The sequence below is a fragment of the Mycoplasmopsis equigenitalium genome (assembly GCF_024498255.1).
In the GTDB taxonomy this organism is placed as follows: Bacteria; Bacillota_I; Bacilli_A; order Mycoplasmatales; family Metamycoplasmataceae; genus Mycoplasma_H; species Mycoplasma_H equigenitalium.
In genome coordinates, this window is sequence record NZ_CP101808.1 from 554,859 (window position 1) to 575,150 (window position 20,292).

The 20,292-nt window shown below is 32.0% G+C and carries 20 protein-coding genes and 3 tRNA genes; 17 read left to right on the top strand and 6 right to left on the bottom strand.

Features of this window, described 5'->3' with window-relative positions; genetic code table 4:
* The first annotated feature begins 15 nt into the window (after nt 1-15).
* The 10 genes from NPA09_RS02505 (at nt 16) to NPA09_RS02550 (ending at nt 10,488) form a co-directional block, all read left to right on the top strand.
* Entirely contained in the window at nt 16-1,620 is a 1,605-nt protein-coding gene (locus tag NPA09_RS02505) for a CTP synthase (RefSeq protein ID WP_129723166.1), read from the top strand.
* Nucleotides 1,620-4,283 (top strand): isoleucine--tRNA ligase, encoded by a 2,664-nt coding sequence (gene ileS, locus NPA09_RS02510; protein ID WP_129723164.1) that lies wholly within the window; start codon nt 1,620-1,622, stop codon nt 4,281-4,283. Before NPA09_RS02505 ends, ileS begins: the two co-directional genes overlap by 1 nt.
* Entirely contained in the window at nt 4,284-4,976 is a 693-nt protein-coding gene (locus tag NPA09_RS02515) for a signal peptidase II (protein ID WP_129723162.1), read from the top strand. It abuts the gene before it with no gap.
* An 11-nt stretch (nt 4,977-4,987) separates the two neighbouring features.
* A tRNA-Thr gene (locus NPA09_RS02520) sits at nt 4,988-5,063 on the top strand.
* A gap of 24 nt (nt 5,064-5,087) precedes the next feature.
* A complete protein-coding gene (locus tag NPA09_RS02525; RefSeq protein ID WP_129723160.1) occupies nt 5,088-6,899 on the top strand; it encodes a hypothetical protein in 1,812 nt (603 codons plus the stop codon).
* A gap of 66 nt (nt 6,900-6,965) precedes the next feature.
* A complete protein-coding gene (rplM, locus tag NPA09_RS02530; RefSeq protein WP_129723158.1) occupies nt 6,966-7,400 on the top strand; it encodes a 50S ribosomal protein L13 in 435 nt (144 codons plus the stop codon).
* On the top strand, nt 7,400-7,861 hold the full coding sequence (rpsI, locus tag NPA09_RS02535; RefSeq protein WP_129723156.1) for a 30S ribosomal protein S9: 462 nt from the start codon (nt 7,400-7,402) through the stop codon (nt 7,859-7,861). Before rplM ends, rpsI begins: the two co-directional genes overlap by 1 nt.
* 22 nt (nt 7,862-7,883) lie before the next feature.
* Nucleotides 7,884-7,960: transfer RNA gene (locus NPA09_RS02540), tRNA-Ile, on the top strand.
* A 75-nt stretch (nt 7,961-8,035) separates the two neighbouring features.
* A complete protein-coding gene (locus tag NPA09_RS02545) occupies nt 8,036-9,808 on the top strand; it encodes an MATE family efflux transporter (RefSeq protein WP_129723154.1) in 1,773 nt (590 codons plus the stop codon).
* On the top strand, nt 9,808-10,488 hold the full coding sequence (locus NPA09_RS02550; RefSeq protein ID WP_129723152.1) for a 16S rRNA (uracil(1498)-N(3))-methyltransferase: 681 nt from the start codon (nt 9,808-9,810) through the stop codon (nt 10,486-10,488). Before NPA09_RS02545 ends, NPA09_RS02550 begins: the two co-directional genes overlap by 1 nt.
* A gap of 66 nt (nt 10,489-10,554) precedes the next feature.
* Here NPA09_RS02550 and NPA09_RS02555 read toward each other — a convergent pair whose 3' ends face one another.
* Nucleotides 10,555-11,910 (bottom strand): M17 family metallopeptidase, encoded by a 1,356-nt coding sequence (locus NPA09_RS02555; RefSeq protein WP_129723150.1) that lies wholly within the window; start codon nt 11,908-11,910, stop codon nt 10,555-10,557.
* An 87-nt stretch (nt 11,911-11,997) separates the two neighbouring features.
* On the opposite strand from NPA09_RS02555, the gene fmt reads away from it, so the two are divergent.
* Nucleotides 11,998-12,837, top strand: coding sequence for a methionyl-tRNA formyltransferase (fmt, locus tag NPA09_RS02560; RefSeq protein ID WP_129723148.1), 840 nt, complete (start codon nt 11,998-12,000; stop codon nt 12,835-12,837).
* Nucleotides 12,838-12,850: 13 nt separating this feature from the next.
* On the opposite strand, the gene NPA09_RS02565 is transcribed toward fmt, so the two are convergent.
* Nucleotides 12,851-14,188 carry a C1 family peptidase gene (locus NPA09_RS02565; RefSeq protein WP_129723146.1) on the bottom strand — a complete coding sequence of 446 codons (1,338 nt, stop codon included), beginning with the start codon at nt 14,186-14,188 and terminating at the stop codon, nt 12,851-12,853.
* 79 nt (nt 14,189-14,267) lie between these two features.
* Between NPA09_RS02565 and NPA09_RS02570 the strand changes: the two genes are divergently transcribed.
* Nucleotides 14,268-14,360: transfer RNA gene (locus NPA09_RS02570), tRNA-Ser, on the top strand.
* A gap of 46 nt (nt 14,361-14,406) precedes the next feature.
* On the opposite strand, the gene NPA09_RS02575 is transcribed toward NPA09_RS02570, so the two are convergent.
* Genes NPA09_RS02575 through NPA09_RS02585 form a run of 3 tightly spaced genes read right to left on the bottom strand, consistent with a single transcriptional unit; the run spans nt 14,407 to nt 16,694 of the window.
* A complete protein-coding gene (locus NPA09_RS02575) occupies nt 14,407-15,702 on the bottom strand; it encodes a thymidine phosphorylase (RefSeq protein WP_256541814.1) in 1,296 nt (431 codons plus the stop codon).
* Nucleotides 15,702-16,400: a purine-nucleoside phosphorylase gene (gene deoD / locus NPA09_RS02580; RefSeq protein ID WP_129723144.1), complete on the bottom strand. Its 699-nt coding sequence runs from the start codon at nt 16,398-16,400 to the stop codon at nt 15,702-15,704. Before deoD ends, NPA09_RS02575 begins: the two co-directional genes overlap by 1 nt.
* 9 nt (nt 16,401-16,409) lie before the next feature.
* A complete protein-coding gene (locus NPA09_RS02585; RefSeq protein WP_129723142.1) occupies nt 16,410-16,694 on the bottom strand; it encodes a putative quinol monooxygenase in 285 nt (94 codons plus the stop codon).
* 201 nt (nt 16,695-16,895) lie between these two features.
* Between NPA09_RS02585 and NPA09_RS02590 the strand changes: the two genes are divergently transcribed.
* From NPA09_RS02590 to rplT, 4 genes are all read left to right on the top strand, one after another.
* A complete protein-coding gene (locus NPA09_RS02590) occupies nt 16,896-17,165 on the top strand; it encodes an HPr family phosphocarrier protein (protein WP_129723140.1) in 270 nt (89 codons plus the stop codon).
* 219 nt (nt 17,166-17,384) lie between these two features.
* The gene (gene infC, locus NPA09_RS02595; RefSeq protein ID WP_256541870.1) at nt 17,385-18,011 is read left to right on the top strand and encodes a translation initiation factor IF-3; all 627 of its coding nucleotides are present in this window, start codon (nt 17,385-17,387) and stop codon (nt 18,009-18,011) included.
* Nucleotides 17,968-18,156 (top strand): 50S ribosomal protein L35, encoded by a 189-nt coding sequence (gene rpmI, locus NPA09_RS02600; RefSeq protein ID WP_129723136.1) that lies wholly within the window; start codon nt 17,968-17,970, stop codon nt 18,154-18,156. The genes infC and rpmI overlap by 44 nt, the downstream gene beginning before the upstream one ends.
* Nucleotides 18,157-18,165: 9 nt before the next feature.
* Nucleotides 18,166-18,516, top strand: coding sequence for a 50S ribosomal protein L20 (rplT, locus tag NPA09_RS02605; protein WP_129723134.1), 351 nt, complete (start codon nt 18,166-18,168; stop codon nt 18,514-18,516).
* 28 nt (nt 18,517-18,544) lie between these two features.
* On the opposite strand, the gene NPA09_RS02610 is transcribed toward rplT, so the two are convergent.
* On the bottom strand, nt 18,545-19,054 hold the full coding sequence (locus NPA09_RS02610) for a hypothetical protein (RefSeq protein WP_129723132.1): 510 nt from the start codon (nt 19,052-19,054) through the stop codon (nt 18,545-18,547).
* 101 nt (nt 19,055-19,155) lie between these two features.
* On the opposite strand from NPA09_RS02610, the gene mnmA reads away from it, so the two are divergent.
* Entirely contained in the window at nt 19,156-20,238 is a 1,083-nt protein-coding gene (gene mnmA, locus NPA09_RS02615; RefSeq protein WP_129723129.1) for a tRNA 2-thiouridine(34) synthase MnmA, read from the top strand.
* Nucleotides 20,239-20,292 lie beyond the last annotated feature (54 nt).

The window sequence follows — 20,292 nt, forward strand, 5'->3', positions numbered from 1 at the left end:
TAAGAAGGAAGAAAAATGGCAAAGTATATTTTTATTACCGGAGGAGTAATTTCCGGACTCGGAAAAGGTGTAATAGCAGCATCAATTGGCAATCTTTTAAAATCACATGGTTATAAGATTTTCAATATGAAATTAGACCCTTATCTTAATATCGACACAAGTGTAATGTCACCAATTGAACATGGGGAAGTTTATGTAACTAACGACGGACACGAAGGCGATCTAGATTTAGGACATTATGAACGTTTTATTGGTAATCGACTTACCAAATTAAGTAACTCGACTTCTGGACGGATTTACCAAGAAATTTTCCGCAAGGAACGCGAAGGTTATTTCGATGGAAAAACAGTGCAAATTATTCCGCACGTTACAAGCGAAATTAAAAACATTATTTTAAATAAAGAAATCGCTAAAAACAATGATTTTGTTATTATCGAAATCGGCGGAACTGTTGGTGACTTTGAGTCAGAATCATTTATTTATGCGATTAGTCAATTAAGTATCGAAATGCCAAATGATGTTTTTTATGCTCACTTAACTTATGTGCCATACTTAAAAGTTTCAAACGAATTCAAAACTAAACCTTTACAAAATTCGGTTTCAAAATTACGTTCACTCGGAATCAATCCAAATATGTTATTTTTAAGAGCCGATAACTTCGTTGGTGATGAAATTAAAAATAAAATTTCAAAAGCAAGTTTTATTGCAACCAATAATATTATTGATGTTCCTGATATGAATAATATTTATTCAATTCCACTATATCTTAATAGCCAAAAAGTCTTCCAACGAATTCAAGAACACTTTGATTTAAAAAATGCAAAAAAAACAAATTCTCTAGATAAATGAAAGAATTTTGTTGAATTATTTGAAAAAAATGACAAGCAAGAATTAAAACTTTTAATGGTTGGAAAATACACACAACTACACGATGCATACCTTTCAATTATTGAAGCGCTAAAAATTGCTGCAACATATAAACATGCTAAAGTCAACCTTGAATTTATTGATTCTTCATCAATTAACTTTAAAACATTCGAAGATGACTTGAAAGCATATGATGGAGTTGTAATTTTACCCGGTTTTGGTAAACGTGGCTTTGAAGAAAAAGTAAAAGTTGCTAGCATTTTGGCCCACAAACAAGTTCCTACACTGGGAATTTGTTTAGGGATGCAAGCCATGACTGTCGCACACGCTCGTGCTAAAGGTTATGCTGATGCTAATAGCCGTGAGTTCGATGAGAAAACCAAAAATCTTGTCTTCAATCTTGTAAAATCATCTGATCCTAAAAAACTTGGTGGCACACTTCGTGTTGGTGGTTATGATGTCCAAATCACAAAAAATACTATTGCGCACCAAGTTTATAACTCAACACAAATTAATGAACGCCACAGACATCGCTACGAAATCACAAAAGACTGAATGGACAAACTCCAAGACGAAAATTTCATTTTCAGCGGAATTTACGATAAAGAACACCTTGGTGAGATTTGTGAACTTCAAAATCACCCATTCTACTTTGGCGTGCAATACCACCCTGAATTTAATACAACGATATTAACTTCTCATCCACTTTTTGATTATTTTATTAACAAAGTTATCGAGCAGAAAGGTAATTAATGGATTACAAAAAAACACTAAATATGCCCTTTACTAAATTCGATATGCGTGGCAATTTAGGACAAAAAGAACCACTATTTCGAAAAAAATGACAGGATATGGATCTTTACAAAAAGATTTTAGCCTCGAATGACCATAATAATAAGTTCATTCTCCATGATGGTCCGCCATACGCTAACGGTGATATCCATGTTGGTCATGCGCTTAACAAAGTATTAAAAGACATTGTTGTTCGTTACAAAACAATGTCTGGTTTTTATTCACCATTTGTTCCAGGTTGAGATACACACGGCTTGCCTATCGAACATAAGATGCTAACAGAAATGAAAATGACTAGCAAAGACTTTTCACCATTTATTTTACGCAAAAAAGCTGCTAGCTACGCCCTCAAACAAGTTGAGCGACAAAAAAAACAATTCGAATTACTCCAATTACAATCCAATTTAAAAAATCACTATGTAACACTTGATAAAAATTATGAAATTAAACAAATTCGCCTTTTCCAAAAAATGTGAAATGACGGCTTAATTTATAAAGGACTAAAACCTGTTTATTGATCACCAACTAGTCAATCAGCGCTAGCGGAAGCAGAAGTCGAGTATGAAGATCATGTCTCACCTTCAATTTATGTTGCTTTTAATGTAATAAAAGGAAACAAATTTGTTGAGAAAGATGACAAAATTATCATTTGAACAACCACGCCATGAACCTTAATTGCTAACTCGGGAGTTGCAATTAGCCAAAAAGACCAATATACAATTGTTGAACACGATAAAAAAAGATACATTGTAGCAACAGAATTAGCAGATAAATTGTTTGCTAAATTCAATTGACAAAACGTCAAAATCATCAAACCCCTTGCAGCAAAAGAATTAATTGGAGTTGAATATGAATCACCTTTAAACAAAAACGTTGCCCCTGTTGTTTACGGACATCACGTTACCCTCGAATCAGGTTCGGGTCTTGTGCATATTGCCCCTTTATTTGGTGAAGACGACTTTCTTGTTGGTAAAAAGAATAACTTAAAACAAATTATGCACATCCTTGATGATGGAATTATCGATCCAAACTTAAGTGAATTTGGAAACATTTTTTATCTTGATGCTAATGATAAAATTCTTGATAAATTAACAAAAATGAATTTATTAATTCACAGCTCGAAAATTACTCACTCATTCCCACACGACTGAAGAACACATAAACCAATTATTTTCCGGGGAACACCACAATGATTTGTTTCAATCGATAAGATTCGCGACAAAATTTTAAAGTCGCTTGATGATATTACTTTTTATAATAGCTGAAGTAAAAAACGTCTTAGTTTAATGATTAAAAATCGTGATGACTGGACAATTAGTCGCCAAAGAACTTGAGGTGTTCCAATTATTGCTTTTTATGATAAGAAAAACAACATTGTTTTAAACGACGAAATTTTTGATTATGTTATTAAACTAATCGCCGAAAAGGGAACTGATGTTTGATACGAACTAGAAACTGATGCTCTTCTACCGCCAAAATATCGTGGTAAAAATCTTGTTAAAGAAAATGATATTATGGATGTTTGATTCGATAGTGGTGTCTCATTTTTAGGTGTTGAAATTACCGATGCAAACGCACCATATGACCTCTATTTAGAAGGTAGTGACCAATACCGTGGTTGATTTAATAGTTCATTAATTAACTCTGTAGCTTATCTTGGAAAACCATCTTACAAAAATTTGATTTCGCACGGATTTACTCTTGATGGTAATGGTGAAAAAATGTCAAAATCAAAAGGCAACGTAGTTTCACCACTTGATGTAGTGAAAGAATATGGAGCTGATATCTTAAGATTATGAGTTGCCAATAGTGAATATTCAAACGACATCTCGATTTCTGATAATATTTTGAAGCAAAATGTTGAAATTTATAGAAATATTCGCAATAAAATTAAATTTATGCTCGGTAATCTCAACGATTACAAACACAAAAAAATCAAAACAACTGGTGTACATGAATTTATTGAAAATCAATTCTATGATATTCAAGCAAAAATCTTTAATTCATACAATAATTACAGCTTTATTCAAGTTGTTAAGGAGGTTAATAATTATTTAACAGATCTCTCAAGTTTTTATCTAAATATCGCTAAAGATATTTTGTACGTTAACAAAAAAGATGATCCTGAACTTTTAATGATTAAATACAATCTTTACAACATCACCAATTTCTTAATTTTAGTTCTTTCCCCAATCTTACCTACAACATGCGACGATGCATATGAGTTCTTTGATAAAAAAGACAAAAAGGAATCTGTTCACTTAGAAAAATTTAGTAAATATCCAGAACCTAAAAAAGAAATTATCGAATCTTGAAACGACTTTTTCAAATTACGTAACGATATTAATTTACTTATTGAAAACGCAATTAAAAACAAAGAAATAAACCGTTCTTATGAAGCAAAAATTACTTTTAATGCCAGCGCATACAACACAAAATTTTTAGAAAAACTCGACCTTAAAACTTTACTTATGGTTGGTGAAATTAATTCTGGCAAAACTAACAATCTTACTAAATATAATGGTATTAAATGCGAGAGATGTTGAATTCTATTCCCATCAAAAACAATCAAAAACAACTTGTGCCAACGTTGCCAAAATGTTGTTAAAGAATACGAGGTCTAAATGGCCAACCTTGCTAACTCATGAAACGATAAAGTAAAGGCGTTTTTTATCAAAACCAAACATTATTTCAAAAATAATTGAAAAAAAATTTTATTTAATTATTTATACTTTTTCGCAATGTTGACAGCATTATTTATTCTTGACTTCGCAACAAAACGAACACTATTTGTTTTCGAAGATGGAAGCAAAGATTTTCATGGATTTACTCAAGGCGAATATGATGTTGACGCAAGCAAATTTCAAGACTTTAAAATTATAGGAATTCGTTCGGTTGGTCACGTTGGCGTAACTTTTATGCGAACCAAAAATATTGCTTTTATTCAAACAATTTCATTGATTATTTTCATTTCTATTTTGATTGGTGTCGCATTTATGAGAAATTTGTTTACAATTCTCACAATAGGAGTGGTTGCGGCGGGTGATTTAGGAAATTTAGTCGACCGTTTCCTTTATCACGGAATGGTAAAAGATATCTTTTACATGCCATGATTAGATCGAGGAACATTTAATTTTGCAGATGTATGCTTAACATTAGGCTGTGTTATAATTGTCGGATATATGATTTATCAAATCATCTATGAACACAAAAAGAAAGAAAAACATCCTGAAAATTCGCAAAATAATGATTTAAGCGGAGAATCAAAAAAAGATGAAGAACAACAAAACTTCAATAACAACTTAAAAATGTCGTAATGACATTTTATGCTACCTTAGCTCACTAGGCAGAGCAATTAACTCGTAATTAATAGGTAACAGGTTCGAATCCTGTAGGTAGCACCATATGGTTTAAACCACGAGGAAAACATGCGTTCTGAAATAATAAGTTTATTTTTAAATAACGAACATGCTACTACCAAACTAAGTAAAGATGGTAGTTTTTTCGTTTTCTTAAAACCTTATTTAAAATATCAAAATTTATGAGTTAGACGCCTTAATTCACATACCGAAATTAATCTTACTTCACAACAAATTAACAATATTGAAACTTTTGCGATTAAAAACGATAAGTACATTTTTTACACCGTAAAAAACAAATTAAATGAAACTTTTAGTTTATTTATGTATAACTTACTTGAAAATATTAATGTCGAAATTTCTAACAATTTTCAAAGCGGTGTGATTGCTTTCGACATTCTCGAAGACACTAGTGATGAACACATCGCATATTATGAAGAATCGATTATTTCAAAAGACATAAAACAATACATTTTCAACATAAATTCAATGATTTCCACTGAAAATTTCAAATTTAAGAAAGATGAGTTTTTACGAATAAACAGCAATGAACAATTAATTAAATGAGTTTATAACGAAAATTTACACCCTCTTTATACTTATAAAATTAATTTTAAAAATTACAACATTAACAAGATTTCAATCAACAAACACCGTAAGGAATTAGCAACATTTTCTTCATTTGTACAATTTAAAATTTTAGGAAAATTAGATAAATTTCTATTGGTAAAAACATTTGCTTCTGGTAAATTTATCTTTGGTAAATACGATCAAAATTTAAAACTAAAAGCAACAATTTTCGAATCAACCGATAACTTTGCTATCAACAAAATATATATTAAAAATAATCAAGTTGAAAAATTTGATGCCTATCATCCAAGTAAAAATTTGATTAAAACACATTACTACAATAAAGATTTAGAAAACCTAGAACACGAAATCAAAACGAAATTATTAAGCGAATTCGCATTAGAGAGCGAGCCATTCATTAGTATTGATTGATCTGAAAATAAATCAACTTGTTTAATTGCTACAACCAGCACAACAACAAAATCTGAAACTTATCTTTTTGATACACTGTCATATGAGTTTCAAAAAATATCAAAAACAGATCCACTACTTTTTGACAGAACTTTGCCATTACCAGAAAAAATTCTATACGCAAATACTAACTTTATTTTTTACAAATCAATAAACAAAAAACAAAATAAGAAAAAGAAAATTTTGATCACATTTGATCAGTGACCATTTTTAGAATCTACATACGTTTACGATTTAAAATATCAACTACTAGCTGCTCGTGATTATAATGTTGTGCGGATTTTTATCGATAGCAATATAGAACAGTTATTTGATGATTCAAAACACATCGATGCCAAAAAATTCGAATATCACATCATCTTACTTTTGAAAAGAGTAATGAGTTACCTTAATCAACGTTTTTACAAACAAGAAATTTCTTATACTTTTTTACTTGAAAACTTACTAGGTTATGTTATTAGTACAATCATTATCAAACTTAATTTTAAGAAAAATATAATTTTCGACCAGGCCTTAGTTGGTCTTAAAAATTATAAAAACGCCACAATTTCAAGTTGAAACTTTAACATTAGTCCAAGCGAAATAATGTACCATACTCAAGAAATTGCGGCAAATCAAAATAATTTTGTTTTATCACTTAGCTCTTATTACAACAATTCTAATGATGTAAATTTTTATCATATTCACGAAAATACCGTATATACCATTCGTAATCACTTTAAGGATTTTGACGCGATTGTTTTTGATAATATAAAAAATAAAACCAAATATCCAAGCAACACAGCTGAAAAAATAATTCGAATTATTAACATAAAAGAAAAAAGCAATAATGTTGTATAATTTTTTAACTAAATTATTATATAATTACAAACGTTATCGAAGTTTAAAACAAAGGAAAGGAAAAATATGCGTCAAACAACAATCGTGAAACATCTTGAAGCAGATAAAAAATGACTACTTATTGATGCTAAAGATTTAATTCTTGGACGTTTAGCAACTAAGATTGTTGATATTTTAAGAGGTAAAAATAAACCTACTTTTACCCCTAATGTTGACATGGGTGACTACGTGGTAGTAATCAATGCCAAAGATATCAAACTAACTGCAAAAAAAGAACACGATAAATTATACTACACTCACTCAGGCTACCCTGGTGGTTTAAAAGTGATTAATGCTCATGATTTAAGACAAAAAAAACCTATCGCTATTTTAGAAAAAGCAATTAAGGGGATGCTCCCTCACACAAAATTAGGAAATAAACAATTCCGTAACTTATATGTTTACGCTGGAAATGAACATCCACATGCGGCACAAAAACCAGAAAAGATTGAGGTTAAATAATGGCTGAAACTAAGACAACTAAGACAACTGTTAAAAAAACAGTTAAAACAAAAAAACCTGCTCACGATTCTAATGCTGTTGCTTACCGTGGTTTAGGAAGAAGAAAAAGCTCAACAGCGCGTGTTATTATTCGCCCTGGTGCAGGTAACTTTACAATTAATAACCGTGAAGCAAAAGCATACTTAAATTCAGATATCTTTATTAAAGATGCACTTCAACCATTAGCAATTACCGAAAATGTAAACAAATTTGATATTAATGTTAATGTTAAAGGTGGAGGATTAAGTGGTCAAGCGGGCGCAATTCGCCTAGGAATTGCTAGAGCATTGCTTGAAGTTAATGAAGACTACCGGGCAAAACTAAAACCTGAAAAAATGCTTACAAGAGATGCTAGAATAAAAGAACGTAAGAAACCAGGTTTAAGAAAAGCGCGTCGTTCAAGACAATTCTCAAAACGTTAATAATTCCGCAAGGAATTTTTATGCGAGCGTAGCTCAGACGGTTAGAGCACACGACTGATAATCGTGAGGTCGATGGTTCGATTCCATTCGTTCGCACCATTTCATTTATTTGACTAAAAAAAGGACAAATTGTCCTTTTTATTTTTAATCTTTTTCTATATAATTGAGGTACTTATGAATAACTCGAAACAAGAACGCGCTTTTGAACTTTTTGCAAAGACGAAAGTATCAAAAGTAATATGAATTGTCGGAATACCGGCACTACTAGGATCAGTAATGGTTGGTCTTTACACCTTTATCGACCAGCTTTTGATCCAACAATTTACGCCAAGTACAAAGCCAATGTTCGGGGAGAGCGGATTACTATATGACTATGTCGATGGTTTTGCACGATTAAGTGCCGACCAAATGCAAGCCTTAATCGATAAGTATAATGCCAATATCTCCGATATTACAAAATTTGCAAAACTAACGCCGATTACCCCCAACTCCGTAGTTTCTACATCTATTGTTAGTTTTAATCCAATTATTATTTTTATTAATGCCACAGTCTTTTTAGTACCTGTTGGTTCTAGTGTCTACTATACAAAACTAATAGCAAAAAATCGCGAACAATTGGGTAAAGATGTTTGAGGCACAGTCTTTTGGGCCTCATTAGTAATGGGTTTAATTTCGGGCGGGATTACAATTACAGCTTCATTTGCCGGATTACCTGGCGTTATAGCTGGTAAAAATTCTTACGACTCAATCGCTGCCGCGAAAATGGGGGCAGACTTTGATGTGATGAAAGCATATTTTGATGCCGCACACAGTATTAGTGTTAAATGAGCCAAATTTTATATTTTAGTTTATGGTGGAGGGACATTTATTATGGCCTTACACGTTTTGCTCTCATTCCTAATTCGTGCCGAAGGAAAAAATAACTATGTTTTAATTATTGCTATTATTTCTAATTTATGCAATATCGGCCTTGATGCTTTATTTATTATTGTCTTTAAACTTGGGGTATTAGGTGGTGCGCTTGCCACTTTAATCGGGTGAATTGTTAACCTTTTAGGTTACTTATGATACTGTTACTACAATACCAAGAAACAACACACTTGACTTGACCTTAAATATCTATTTCGCTTTAAATTCAAAAAACAAATGTTACTACCAGTTAGTTTCCTTGGTTTAAGCGGATTCTTAAGATCATTTACCATTGCTTTTTCGGTATTTATAATTACCTTCTTATTTAGTCACACTGAATTTAGTGATGCTGTCAACTTCCAGTATTACTGATCAAAAGCAAATCCCGTCTTTGTCTTATTTATGTTTGGTATTTTCGGAATTACCGATGGTGCCAGACCGCTAATGTCCTACAATTATGCTAACCGGAACTTTAAACGTTGTAAGGAAACAGCGTGATGAGCACTAATTTCAGCCGCAATCGTTGCCGCAATTTCAATTATTGCAATTAATATTGCTGCTCCTTTATTTGCAAAAATGTTAAATGTTGAAGCAAATAAATGAGATGGAAGTGTTCTGTTTTTAAGATTACTTGCCACTCGTTTATTCTTCTTCGCACCAATTATTGTTGCTCTTATTATTTTCCAGGGCACTAATAATGTGTTGATGTCAAGTATCGTAGCAGCGTTTGAAGGCTTTATTTGCTTTATTATCATTATGCCATTAGCATACCTAACTGGTTTAATGCTTTACCGTAATGGTAATGGTACATGAGTTGCAAACGTAATGATTATTGTTGGTTGAATTGTCAATTCAATAATTAGTGGAATTACAATTGGTACAATTTCATTCTGATACTTATATAAAAAGATTCCACATATTGATCAAAACAAACTAACATTTTCTCGTAGACTTGAACACAAACTAATTCAAGAAGCAGAATTATACGAAAAAATGGAAGCGGAAAAACTTGCCATAAACGAACAAAAGGTTGAATAATGCGTTATATAGTTAATGAAAAAAATGATGAGTTTTTTATCTTTGATAAGGAAACTCTTAATCATTTAAAAGTAAACCGCATTCGCGATAATGAAGAAATCCATTGTTTATATAAAAACGAATACTATCTTTGTAAATATGTAAAAGGTAAAGCAAAAATCATTGAAAAAACATCAATTAATAACGAATTTAATCACGATATTGTTGTTGGTTTGCCACTTATTAAATACAAAAAGATTGACTTATTAGTACAAAAACTCACCGAACTAGGTGTAAAAAAACTACAATTATTAACAAGTGAAAATATCGCTGTCAAATGGAACGAAAAAGATTTAACAAACAAAATCGAGCGTTGAACTACCATTTCAAAAGCAGCGTGCGAACAATCGTTTCGCAATAATTGTCTAGAAATAAATTTGCCTGTTCCATTTGATCAATTCGTAACCAAATTCGAAGGCTACAATAAATTTATTGCGCACGAAAAAACCTCAACCGAAAATACTAAAACCTTGTTTATTGGTAACTTAGTTTTTCTAGTTGGCCCCGAAGGTGGATTTAGCGACAAAGAAGTCGAATTCGCAAAAGCCAATAATTATGAAGTGATTTCACTTGGAAAAAGGATTTTAAGAGCAGAAACATCGGTACTTAAATTAGTCTCAAATATTAGTGACAATAATTAGTAAATTTCAAGAAAAAATGCTGAATTTATATTGAAAAATAAAAAAAACGGAAGCTCCGTTTTTTTATTATAATGCAAGTTCTGTTAATGTTTTAATTAAGACACCTGTTGGTACACCGTTTTGTTCTGCTGTACCTGCAATATCACAATGAATATATTCAACATCTTCAGTAAATTCTTTTAAGAACATTGCTGCTGAACATGAACCACCGTTACCTGAAAAGTCGGTATTTTTAAGATCGGCAACTTCCGACTTTTTAATATTTTTAGCAAACTCTTCATTAAGTGGCATTCTTCAAATTAACTCTTGCGCGTTTTGCGCTGCTTTTGACATATCGTTTCATGCTTTTTCACTAGTTGCTCAAACACCTGTGTAAGTTGTTCCTAAAGCACTTAAAATCGCTCCTGTTAATGTCGCAACATCAACAACTCTAGTTGCTTTTAGATTTCTAACGGCATAAGTAATTCCATCTGCCATTACAAGTCTACCTTCAGCATCAGTGTTATTTACTTCAACACTTTTTCCGTTCATTGATGTTCATACCGAATCAGGTAATGAAGCATCGCCATTAACTCTGTTATCAGTAATACATAAAACTGCGGCAACATTAGATTTTGGATTCAATTGAGCAATCGAAATTAAACTTGCGGCAACAATCGCTGCTCCCGACATATCGAATTTCATTCCAATCATAAATCTTGAAGGTTTTAAGCTGTACCCTCCAGAGTCGAAGGTAATTCCCTTACCTACATAAACTGTTTTTTCTTTTGATGATGGGTTTCCCTTATATTCTAAAACAACAACACGAGGTTCATAAACACTACCACGATTTACCGAAAGTAATAGACCCATTTTTTCTTTTTCAATTTCTTTTTTATTAAGAACCTTAATACTAAATTTGTCATTTAAAAATGGTTTTGCGTTAGCTTCAACACGTTTAGCCATTTCTTCCGAATTTAATTCGTTTGGTGCCATAATTTGTAAATCTCTTGTCATCTTAATAGTACTTGCTAAAATTGCGGCTTTGTTTCATTTTGCTTCGTCAATTTTATTAACTGTAAATAACTCAAATTTGCGTTCTTTCTCATCTTTCTTAGTTTTTTTGTTTCAAATTTTTTCAACGCTATATTTAATAACATCGGCAAATGTTATTGTTACTTCGTCTAATCCGAGTTTATTTGTTACAAAAGTGTCTAGGCTAATTTGATAATCTCTCTTTGAACCAGCAATTATTTTTTCAACAACTGATTTTAATTTTGATAAATCAAACTTATCTTCTTCACCCAAAAACACAAATGCTTCGTTGTTATCTAAGAATTCAGTAATCACACCAAATTCAGCAACTAAATTTTCTTTTTCTTTTTTATTGAATGTTCCTTTTAAAAGTACATTTTTACTTCTTTTATTATTAGGTTTATTCATAAAATCCTTTCTTTATTAATATAATAATATATGTATATTTTATTACAAACAATTAACTTATAACCATAATTCTCAAAAGAGGTGCATATGAAAATAGTATTATGCGGAACACCCGCATTTATCCTGCCAGTTTTTGCTGAAATAGCGACAAAAAATGAAATTGTGGCGGTAATAACTCAACCCGATGCAAAAGCTAATCGGGGCCAAAAAATACAAGAAAATAAAGTTGCGGCTTTTGCCAAAAATAATAATTTTTTACTTTTTCAACCCGAAAAAATTAATGACATTTTTAATCAACTTTTCGCTTTAGAATTTGACATACTTTTAACATATGCTTTTGGTCAATTCATTCCCACAAGAATTTTAAATTTACCTAAAATTGCTGCGATTAATATTCACGGTAGCTTATTACCAAAATATCGAGGCGCGGCGCCAATCCAACACGCGCTTTTAAATGGTGATAAAGAAACCGGAATAAGTTTGATTTATATGACTAAAATAATGGATGCCGGCGATATCATTTTTAGTGCAAAAATGCCAATAAATCCAGAGGACACAACTTCAATTTTGTTCAACAAAATCACTGAGTTAGCACTGAAAAACATTAATTATTGATTATTAAAAATAAAGCGAAATGATATCGCGTCTGTCGCCCAAGATGAAAGTCTTGTTACCTTCGCACACAAGCTAGAAAAACAAGATGGCGAATTAGACAAAAATCGTAGCATCAAGGATAACATCAATTTAATACGCGCTTATGCCGACAATCCTGGCGCATTTACGTTTATTAACGACAAACGAGTTAAAGTATTTCGTGCCCAAAAAGAAATGGTAAAAAATGCGCCGTTTATTCAAGTTGCGGATGGAAATTTATACTTTACAAAATATCAATTTGAATCAAAAAAAATAGTGGATTTAAAAAATTAATCGCACTATTTTTTTATCATCATTTTGCTAATGCGCCCATTGGGTCTCAAGGTGCTAATTCAACTAATTTTGAACTTTCATAAATTTCTTTTTGTTCTCTAGTTAAATATTTTTTATCGATCATAATTTGGTATGTAAATTCATCAAACCATTTATCACTCATTGAAAACACTCCATCTTTTCCAATTTTGTTACCCCATGAGTTTTCAACTTGTCAGGTAATTGGATTTCCTTTTTCATCAAGGTTAACACCTGTAAAGACCATAGCGTGTGTTAATAAACTTTCACCATAATCTAAACGTTGTGCTTTAGTTCAGTTTGGGTGGTATCCAAGTGTTTCTTCAAAGTTATACATCTCGTGATCCATAATTCCTTGCTTGCTGTTGCTCATTTTACCAACATCACAACCAAATCAAACTGGCTCACCATTTTTAATTGCGGCTATTGCCATTCTTTTCAATTCAGCAATTGGTAAGTTTAAGTGTGCAATTGGTTTTGCTTCAGCAACTGTACCTAAGTATTTAACTGTATAAACTTTGTTGTATGGTTTATCTTCGGTTGGTGCATTAATAACACTTACCTTGTCTTCAAGTTTTCAGCCAACAACTTCATTGAAAAATTCTTGTGGTGTCATTTTGTTTAAACGGTGATATTTACCATCTTTATCTTCATACTCAAACTCAACAAATTCAGGTACACGACCAAGTGATTTTACAAGCACGTTATAAATAATTTGAAGGTATTTTTTCTTCATTTCTTGTAATGGTTTTACTTGTTTATTGTTAGCGTATTCGTTACGAATTTCGTAAGCAAAGTATCTTAACATACTGGTTAAGTTATTGTTCATTTGTCAGCTACGTTCTGAGTTTAGAGTTTCTGGCATATGGTCTTTAGGAACAACACCATACTTAGCCAAAATAGCGCTAAACATATCTCATTGTCCACCATCTTCAAGTGGATTTTTAAGTAAATGTGCAACTACACGTGAATCAAGTTTTTCTTTAACAGTATCAATAATTGCATTTAAAAAATAGTTTGATCTTTCAAGTTTATCTCAGAAAAATGTGTAGTTTTGTGAAAATTCCATTGATTTAAGATCGAATTTTTTCATTGCATCAACACGCGCTGTATTTAGTGCTGCAAACATTCAGCAACGACCACTATTATTTTGGTTAGTTACTTCACCCTTTTTAGTAGTATTTGAAAACTTAAAAGTGTGTCTTTTAATTGCTTCATTATTAATTGAAGCCTCCAAAACACCTACGCGCGCAATTGCTGACTCAACCGCTTTATTTTCCTTTTTTGAATCATACTTCTTAGCAAATTCTTTTAATAATTTTTTATCAATCATTGTGACCTCCTATCAGATTGTAATATTAACTATATAATGATACAATTAAATTATTTTTTTAATATAAAATAATAAATACGGACAATTACCCAAGCCCGGTTGAAGGGGACGGTCTCGAAAACCGTTAGGAGAGGCAACTCTCGCGGGGGTTCGAATCCCTCATTGTCCGCCATATATTTAACAAAATATCAAAAAACTAGGCGGTTGCCTAGTTTTTATTATTTTAATTTATCTAAAATAATCTTATTATCCACTTTAGATTTGCCAATTTTATAACCTTTAGCTAACTCTTTGCTTAAGTTTAAATCAATTGGACTTGATGAATAAAGACTAAAAATTACATCGCCAACTTTGATTTCATCATTAGTTTTTTTGTGAATTGTAATTCCGGCTTCATTATCAATTTCATCTTCTTTGGTTGGACGACCTGCACCTAATTTCATTGCAACATTTCCAAAAACCAAACTATCAGTAATATTCATAAAACCACTTGTTTTTGCTTTGATCTCTAGTTTGTGTTTCGGGTTTCAAAAAACAGGATCTTTCAAAGCGTTAACATCACCATTTTGTGAGGCAATTCATTCATAAAACTTGTCAAGTGCTTTTCCACTTTTTATAGCTTCATCAATCATTTTGTATGCTTTATCATGATCTTTTTCAATTCCCGCTTGGTCAAGCATGGTAGCACAGCTTGAGTATACTAACTCTTCAAAATCTTTAGGTCCTTCGCCTTTTAAGGTACGAATTGCTTCTAAAACTTCGTTCTTGTTACCAATTTCTTTTCCAATTGGACGCGACATGTTAGTAATTTCAGCACGTACATCAACATTAAGTTCTTTCCCAATATTGATCATTGTTTTTGCAAGTTCGCGAGCTGATTTTAAATCCTTCATAAATGCGCCTTCGCCGCATTTAACATCAAGCAAAATAGCATCAGCACCTGTTGCTAATTTTTTCGACATAATTGATGCCGCAATAAGAGGAATTGAGTTAACGGTTCCTGTTACATCACGCAAAGCATATGTTTTTTTATCAGCTGGTACAAGTAAATTTGATTGTCCAACAACTGCAACTCCATGTTTAATAACATTATTAATAAACTCTTCTTGTGTTAATTCAACACGAAAACCTGGAATAGTTTCAAGTTTATCAATTGTTCCGCCAGTGTGCCCTAATCCACGGCCTGACATTTTTGCTACAGGAGCGCCTAAAACAGCTGCTAAAGGTGCAATGGCAAGTGTGGTTTTGTCCCCAACACCACCGGTTGAGTGTTTATCGACTTTAATTCCTTTAATTTTGCTTAAGTTAAGAACTTCACCTGAATTGATGTAAGCACGAGTTAGAAAACCTAGTTCTTTTGCGCTCATCGAGTTAAAAACTACAGCCATTAAAAAGGCTGACATTTGGTAATCAGGAATACTACCTTCAACATAACCATTAACTAAAAAATCAATTTCTTCTTTGCTAAGTTCGATTTTATCGATTTTTTTATTAATAATATCAGTTACACGCATTAAGCTACTCCTAGCGCAACTTTCATCATGTCATTAAATGAATTTTGACGTTCTTCTGGTGTGGTTTCAGCGTGGGTAATTAAATTATCTGAAATTGTTAGTAAACACGCTGCGTGTTTGCCAAGTTTTTTAGCATTAATGAATAATGCATATGATTCCATTTCAACTGCCAAGGCTTTGGTTACTTTAATGGTTTCATCAAGTGGACGCGATGCATAAAATACTTCTGACGAGTGTACACGTCCTTCATGTAATTTAATTTTAAGTGCTTTTGCACTAGCGCGTAACTTATCATTAAGTTTATCGCTTGGTTTAGCGATATTAGTTTTTTCTCCAGTTACAAGTTCTGAAAAAGCACTTGAGTCTGAGAATGCTTCAGTTACAAGCATTGTTGAGTAAAGATCTAATTCTTTAACGTATGCTCCGGCTGAACCGATTCGAATAATGTTTTCAACATCATAAAACTTAAATAGTTCGTAGCTGTAAATCCCAATTGAAGGGCAACCCATCCCACTAGCAGCAACAGTAACAGGTTTACCATTGAATTTTCCAGTGTACATTAAAACGTTTCTGATGCTTGAAACTAGTTCTACATCGCTTAAATATGTTTCGGCAATATACTTTGCACGAAGTGGATCTCCAGGCATTAAAACTGTCTTTGCAATTTTTCCTGGTTTAGCGTTAATATGTGGTGTCATATTTCCTTTCTATCTTAAACCTACGATGAGGTGTGGTACAAAATTATCAGCTAACATTGGCGTAATTGTCATCGCAAATTCTTTAAAATGCGGTGTTTTTTTGTGTTCGAAAAATGCTTTGTCAGTGGTTCAACGTGAAACAAAAACAAACTCATTATCTTTCTTATCTTGCCCATAATCAAACGAAAGATTAATTGTTTCTTTTCTTGATGCATCAATATATTTATTGGCTGCAACGATAAAATTAGCTTTATCTTCCAGTTTGATAACGTATGTTATAACTAAAAATACCATTTTATCCTTTCATTTTATGTATAAAATTATACACACATTAAGATTAAACTCACCATATATTAGCAATGAGTTTAGTTAACATCTTTAAATGAAATTGCTGGCAAAAAACATTGATTGGTAATAAATCCATAAAATTTTGCGTAAAGATTAATAGTAGTCTATAATTGTATTGTATGTTTATACATAAGTAGGAGATTAAACATGAAAGAAATAAAAGTTACTATTATTGATCCTATTGGCTTACACGCTAGACCTGCTTCACAATTATGTCAAGAAGCAGCTAAATACAGTTCAAAAATTGAATTAAAAACAGCAACTGCATCTGGTAATTTAAAATCAATTATGAACATTATGTCACTTGGCGTTAAAACCAATACTACTGTAACCATTACCGCTGATGGTAGTGACGAAGCAGCAGCAATTGAAGGTCTTAAAAAGGTAATGATTGCTAACAACATCATTGACAAATAAAGTTCGACATCGAACTTTTTTTATATTTTTAAACTAAAAAATGATATCATTATATGGCAATAATTATTAATTGCAGAAAGTAGAATCACTTCTCACCTGATGATCCATTCATGGGTTTTGCTACAATTAAGTTATTTTTTAATTGATAATATCAATTGAATAATATTTTTTTGTCGTGAGAAAGTGGGAAAACCACTTTTTTTATTTAAGGAGAAAATTATAGCACTAAACGCACGAAGCAACGTACCGAAGGCTGAACACACACTCAACCAAGCCATCCCATACAGAAAAGTTTTTGTGGTGGATGAAAACAATGAAAAAGTTGGCGTTTTAGAGCGTGATGAAGCGATTGCAATGGCCAAAGCTAAAAAAATGGACTTGGTTTTAATCAGCGTCCAACCAAAACCAATCGCAAAAATCTTAGACTACGGTAAGTTTAAATATGATCGCAAGAAAAAAGCGAAGGAAGCGAAGGAAAAACAAACCAATATCCAAAATCGCCAAGTTCGTCTTACACCATTAATTGGTCAACACGATTTAGAAACAAAAGCACGTAAGGCTCGCGAATTTTTACTTAACGGTGACCGACTTAAAGTTAGTTTAAAATTCCGTGGTCGCGAACTTACGCGTCAAGAATTAGGGCACGAAACACTTAATAAGTTTTTCGCCCTTGTTGAAGATATTGCTGAAATTGCTAAGGAAGCAACCCTAACTCAAGATCGTTTCTTAGACTTGCAAATTCAACCTTCTAAAAATAAAATTGCTAAATTTTTAAAAGAACAACAGAAAACGGAGAAAGATCATGCCAAAAATGAAGACAAAGAGCTCTCTCAAGAAGAGAATTAAGATTACTGGTTCAGGCAAAATTATGCGTGAACAAGCATATCGATCACATTTAGCACAAAACAAATCAACCAAACAAAAACGTCAAGCTCGTAAATCAACAACTATGCATCCAAGTGATGTTAAAAGATTTAAGGCTTTAATTTAAGGAGTAATCATGAGAGTTAAAGGCGGAACAGTTACTAGAGCAAGACGTAAAAAATGACTCAAATTAGCAAAAGGATACTTTGGCCACAAATCAGTTGGTTACAAAGTAGCAAAACAAGCAGTTGTTAAATCTTGAACATACGCATTTAGAGATCGTAAACAAGTTAAACGTGACTTCAGAAAATTATGAATCTCAAGAATTAATGCTTCGGTTCGCGAACAAGGTTTATCATACTCAAAATTTATTAATGGTTTAAAACTTAACAACATTTTAATTAACAGAAAAATGTTATCAGAATTAGCAATTAATGAACCTACAACATTTGCTAAATTAGTTGATCAAGTAAAAAACAGTAAATAAAAAATGCGACTATCTCGCATTTTTTATTTTATTTCTTTTTGCTTCTTTTTTCTTCGATAACAATTTCGTCGTGATATCTTTCTTTTTTACCGAACAACAATAATCCTAGCACAACAACGACAAATGCAAGGCCTGTGACCAAAATAAAGCATGTTACAGTGATAAAGTCGCCACTATTTGTTTCGTTAAAGAAACTTAAGAAGAACGCTATTAAGTAAAGCGCTGCAACTCCAATTAAGACAAATAATCCGATTGACAACATCTTCATATTTAAAGTTTGTTTGCTTCAATTGCTAAAGAATGACGAATTAATTTCTAGCTTTACAAATATATAAAGCAATAATAATGGAAGGGCAGCAAAAATCATTCCACCAATCATTTTATATCCCGAACCCGCGACATATATACTCTTAAAACTACTGTCTTCATTAATTAGTAGCAAGTGCAATGTGTTAATAAACAATAACACAGCAAAAACGCAAAAACTTATAAATGAAATTAGCAAGCAAAGTTTTTTGGAAAACCAAGAATATTTCATTTTTCTCCTTCTTTTATAATCTTAATATTTTGGTATTATTATATTTGATATTAAATGAAACTACATTTTTTGCCGAAAAATGGTAAAAATTAAAGGAAAAAATGCAAAAGGTCGTTGTCGGAATGAGTGGCGGCGTTGATTCAAGTATCGCTGCCTATTTACTTAAAAAAGAGGGCTATGAAGTTATAGGCCTTTTTATGCGTAACTGAGACTCAATGGCAAACAACGACATTTTAGGAAATAATTTTAATGATGATATCTGTACCCAAGAACAAGATTATCGCGATGCAAAAAGTGTTGCTGATAAACTTGGTATCAAATTGTTTCGTATTGATTTTATTAAGGAATACTGAGATCTAGTTTTTAGCGATTTGATTAATGAATATAAAAAGGGCCGAACCCCTAATCCTGATATCTTATGTAACAAATACATTAAATTTGATTTATTTGCAAAATATGCTTTTGATGAATTAGGCGCAGATTTTCTTGCAACTGGCCACTATGCTAAAGTAATAAATTCAGAACTGTACAAGGCAAAAGATAAAACCAAAGATCAGTCGTATTTCTTAGCACAATTAAGCAATAAACAACTAGAAAAAGTATTGATGCCATTAGCAGATTTGTCAAAAACTAAAATTCGCGAAATTGCAAAGCAACTTAATTTAATTACAGCAGAAAAAAAAGATAGTACTGGTATTTGCTTCATTGGAGAACGTAATTTTACAAAATTTCTTCAAAACTATATCCCTGCTCAAAGCGGTGATATTGTCAGCATAATTACCAAGAAAGTTGTCGGGAAACATGAGGGAAGTATGTATTATACTCTTGGACAACGTAAAGGATTAAATCTCGGTGGACAGAAAGAAAAACACTATGTTTGCGGCCATAACATTAAGGAAAATATTGTTTATGTAGCCCCAATTAGTAGAATGGATTTCTTAACTTCACACAAGTTATATGCTAGCGAATTTAACCAAATCGCTAAGTCCTTTAATCCAGGTAATTTAACGGCAAAATTTCGCTACCGTCAAGAAGATATTCCTGTTAAATTAGAAATTTTACCTAATAACAAAATTATCGTTTCTTATGAGCAGGGCGCCATGGCAGTCACACCAGGTCAACAAGTTGTAATTTATGATAACGACAAAGTTGTTGGTGGCGCAGTAATCGATAAAACAGAATAATAAAACAGGCGTTAAGCCTGTTTTTTTGTATATCCATTTTTAATTATTTTCAGT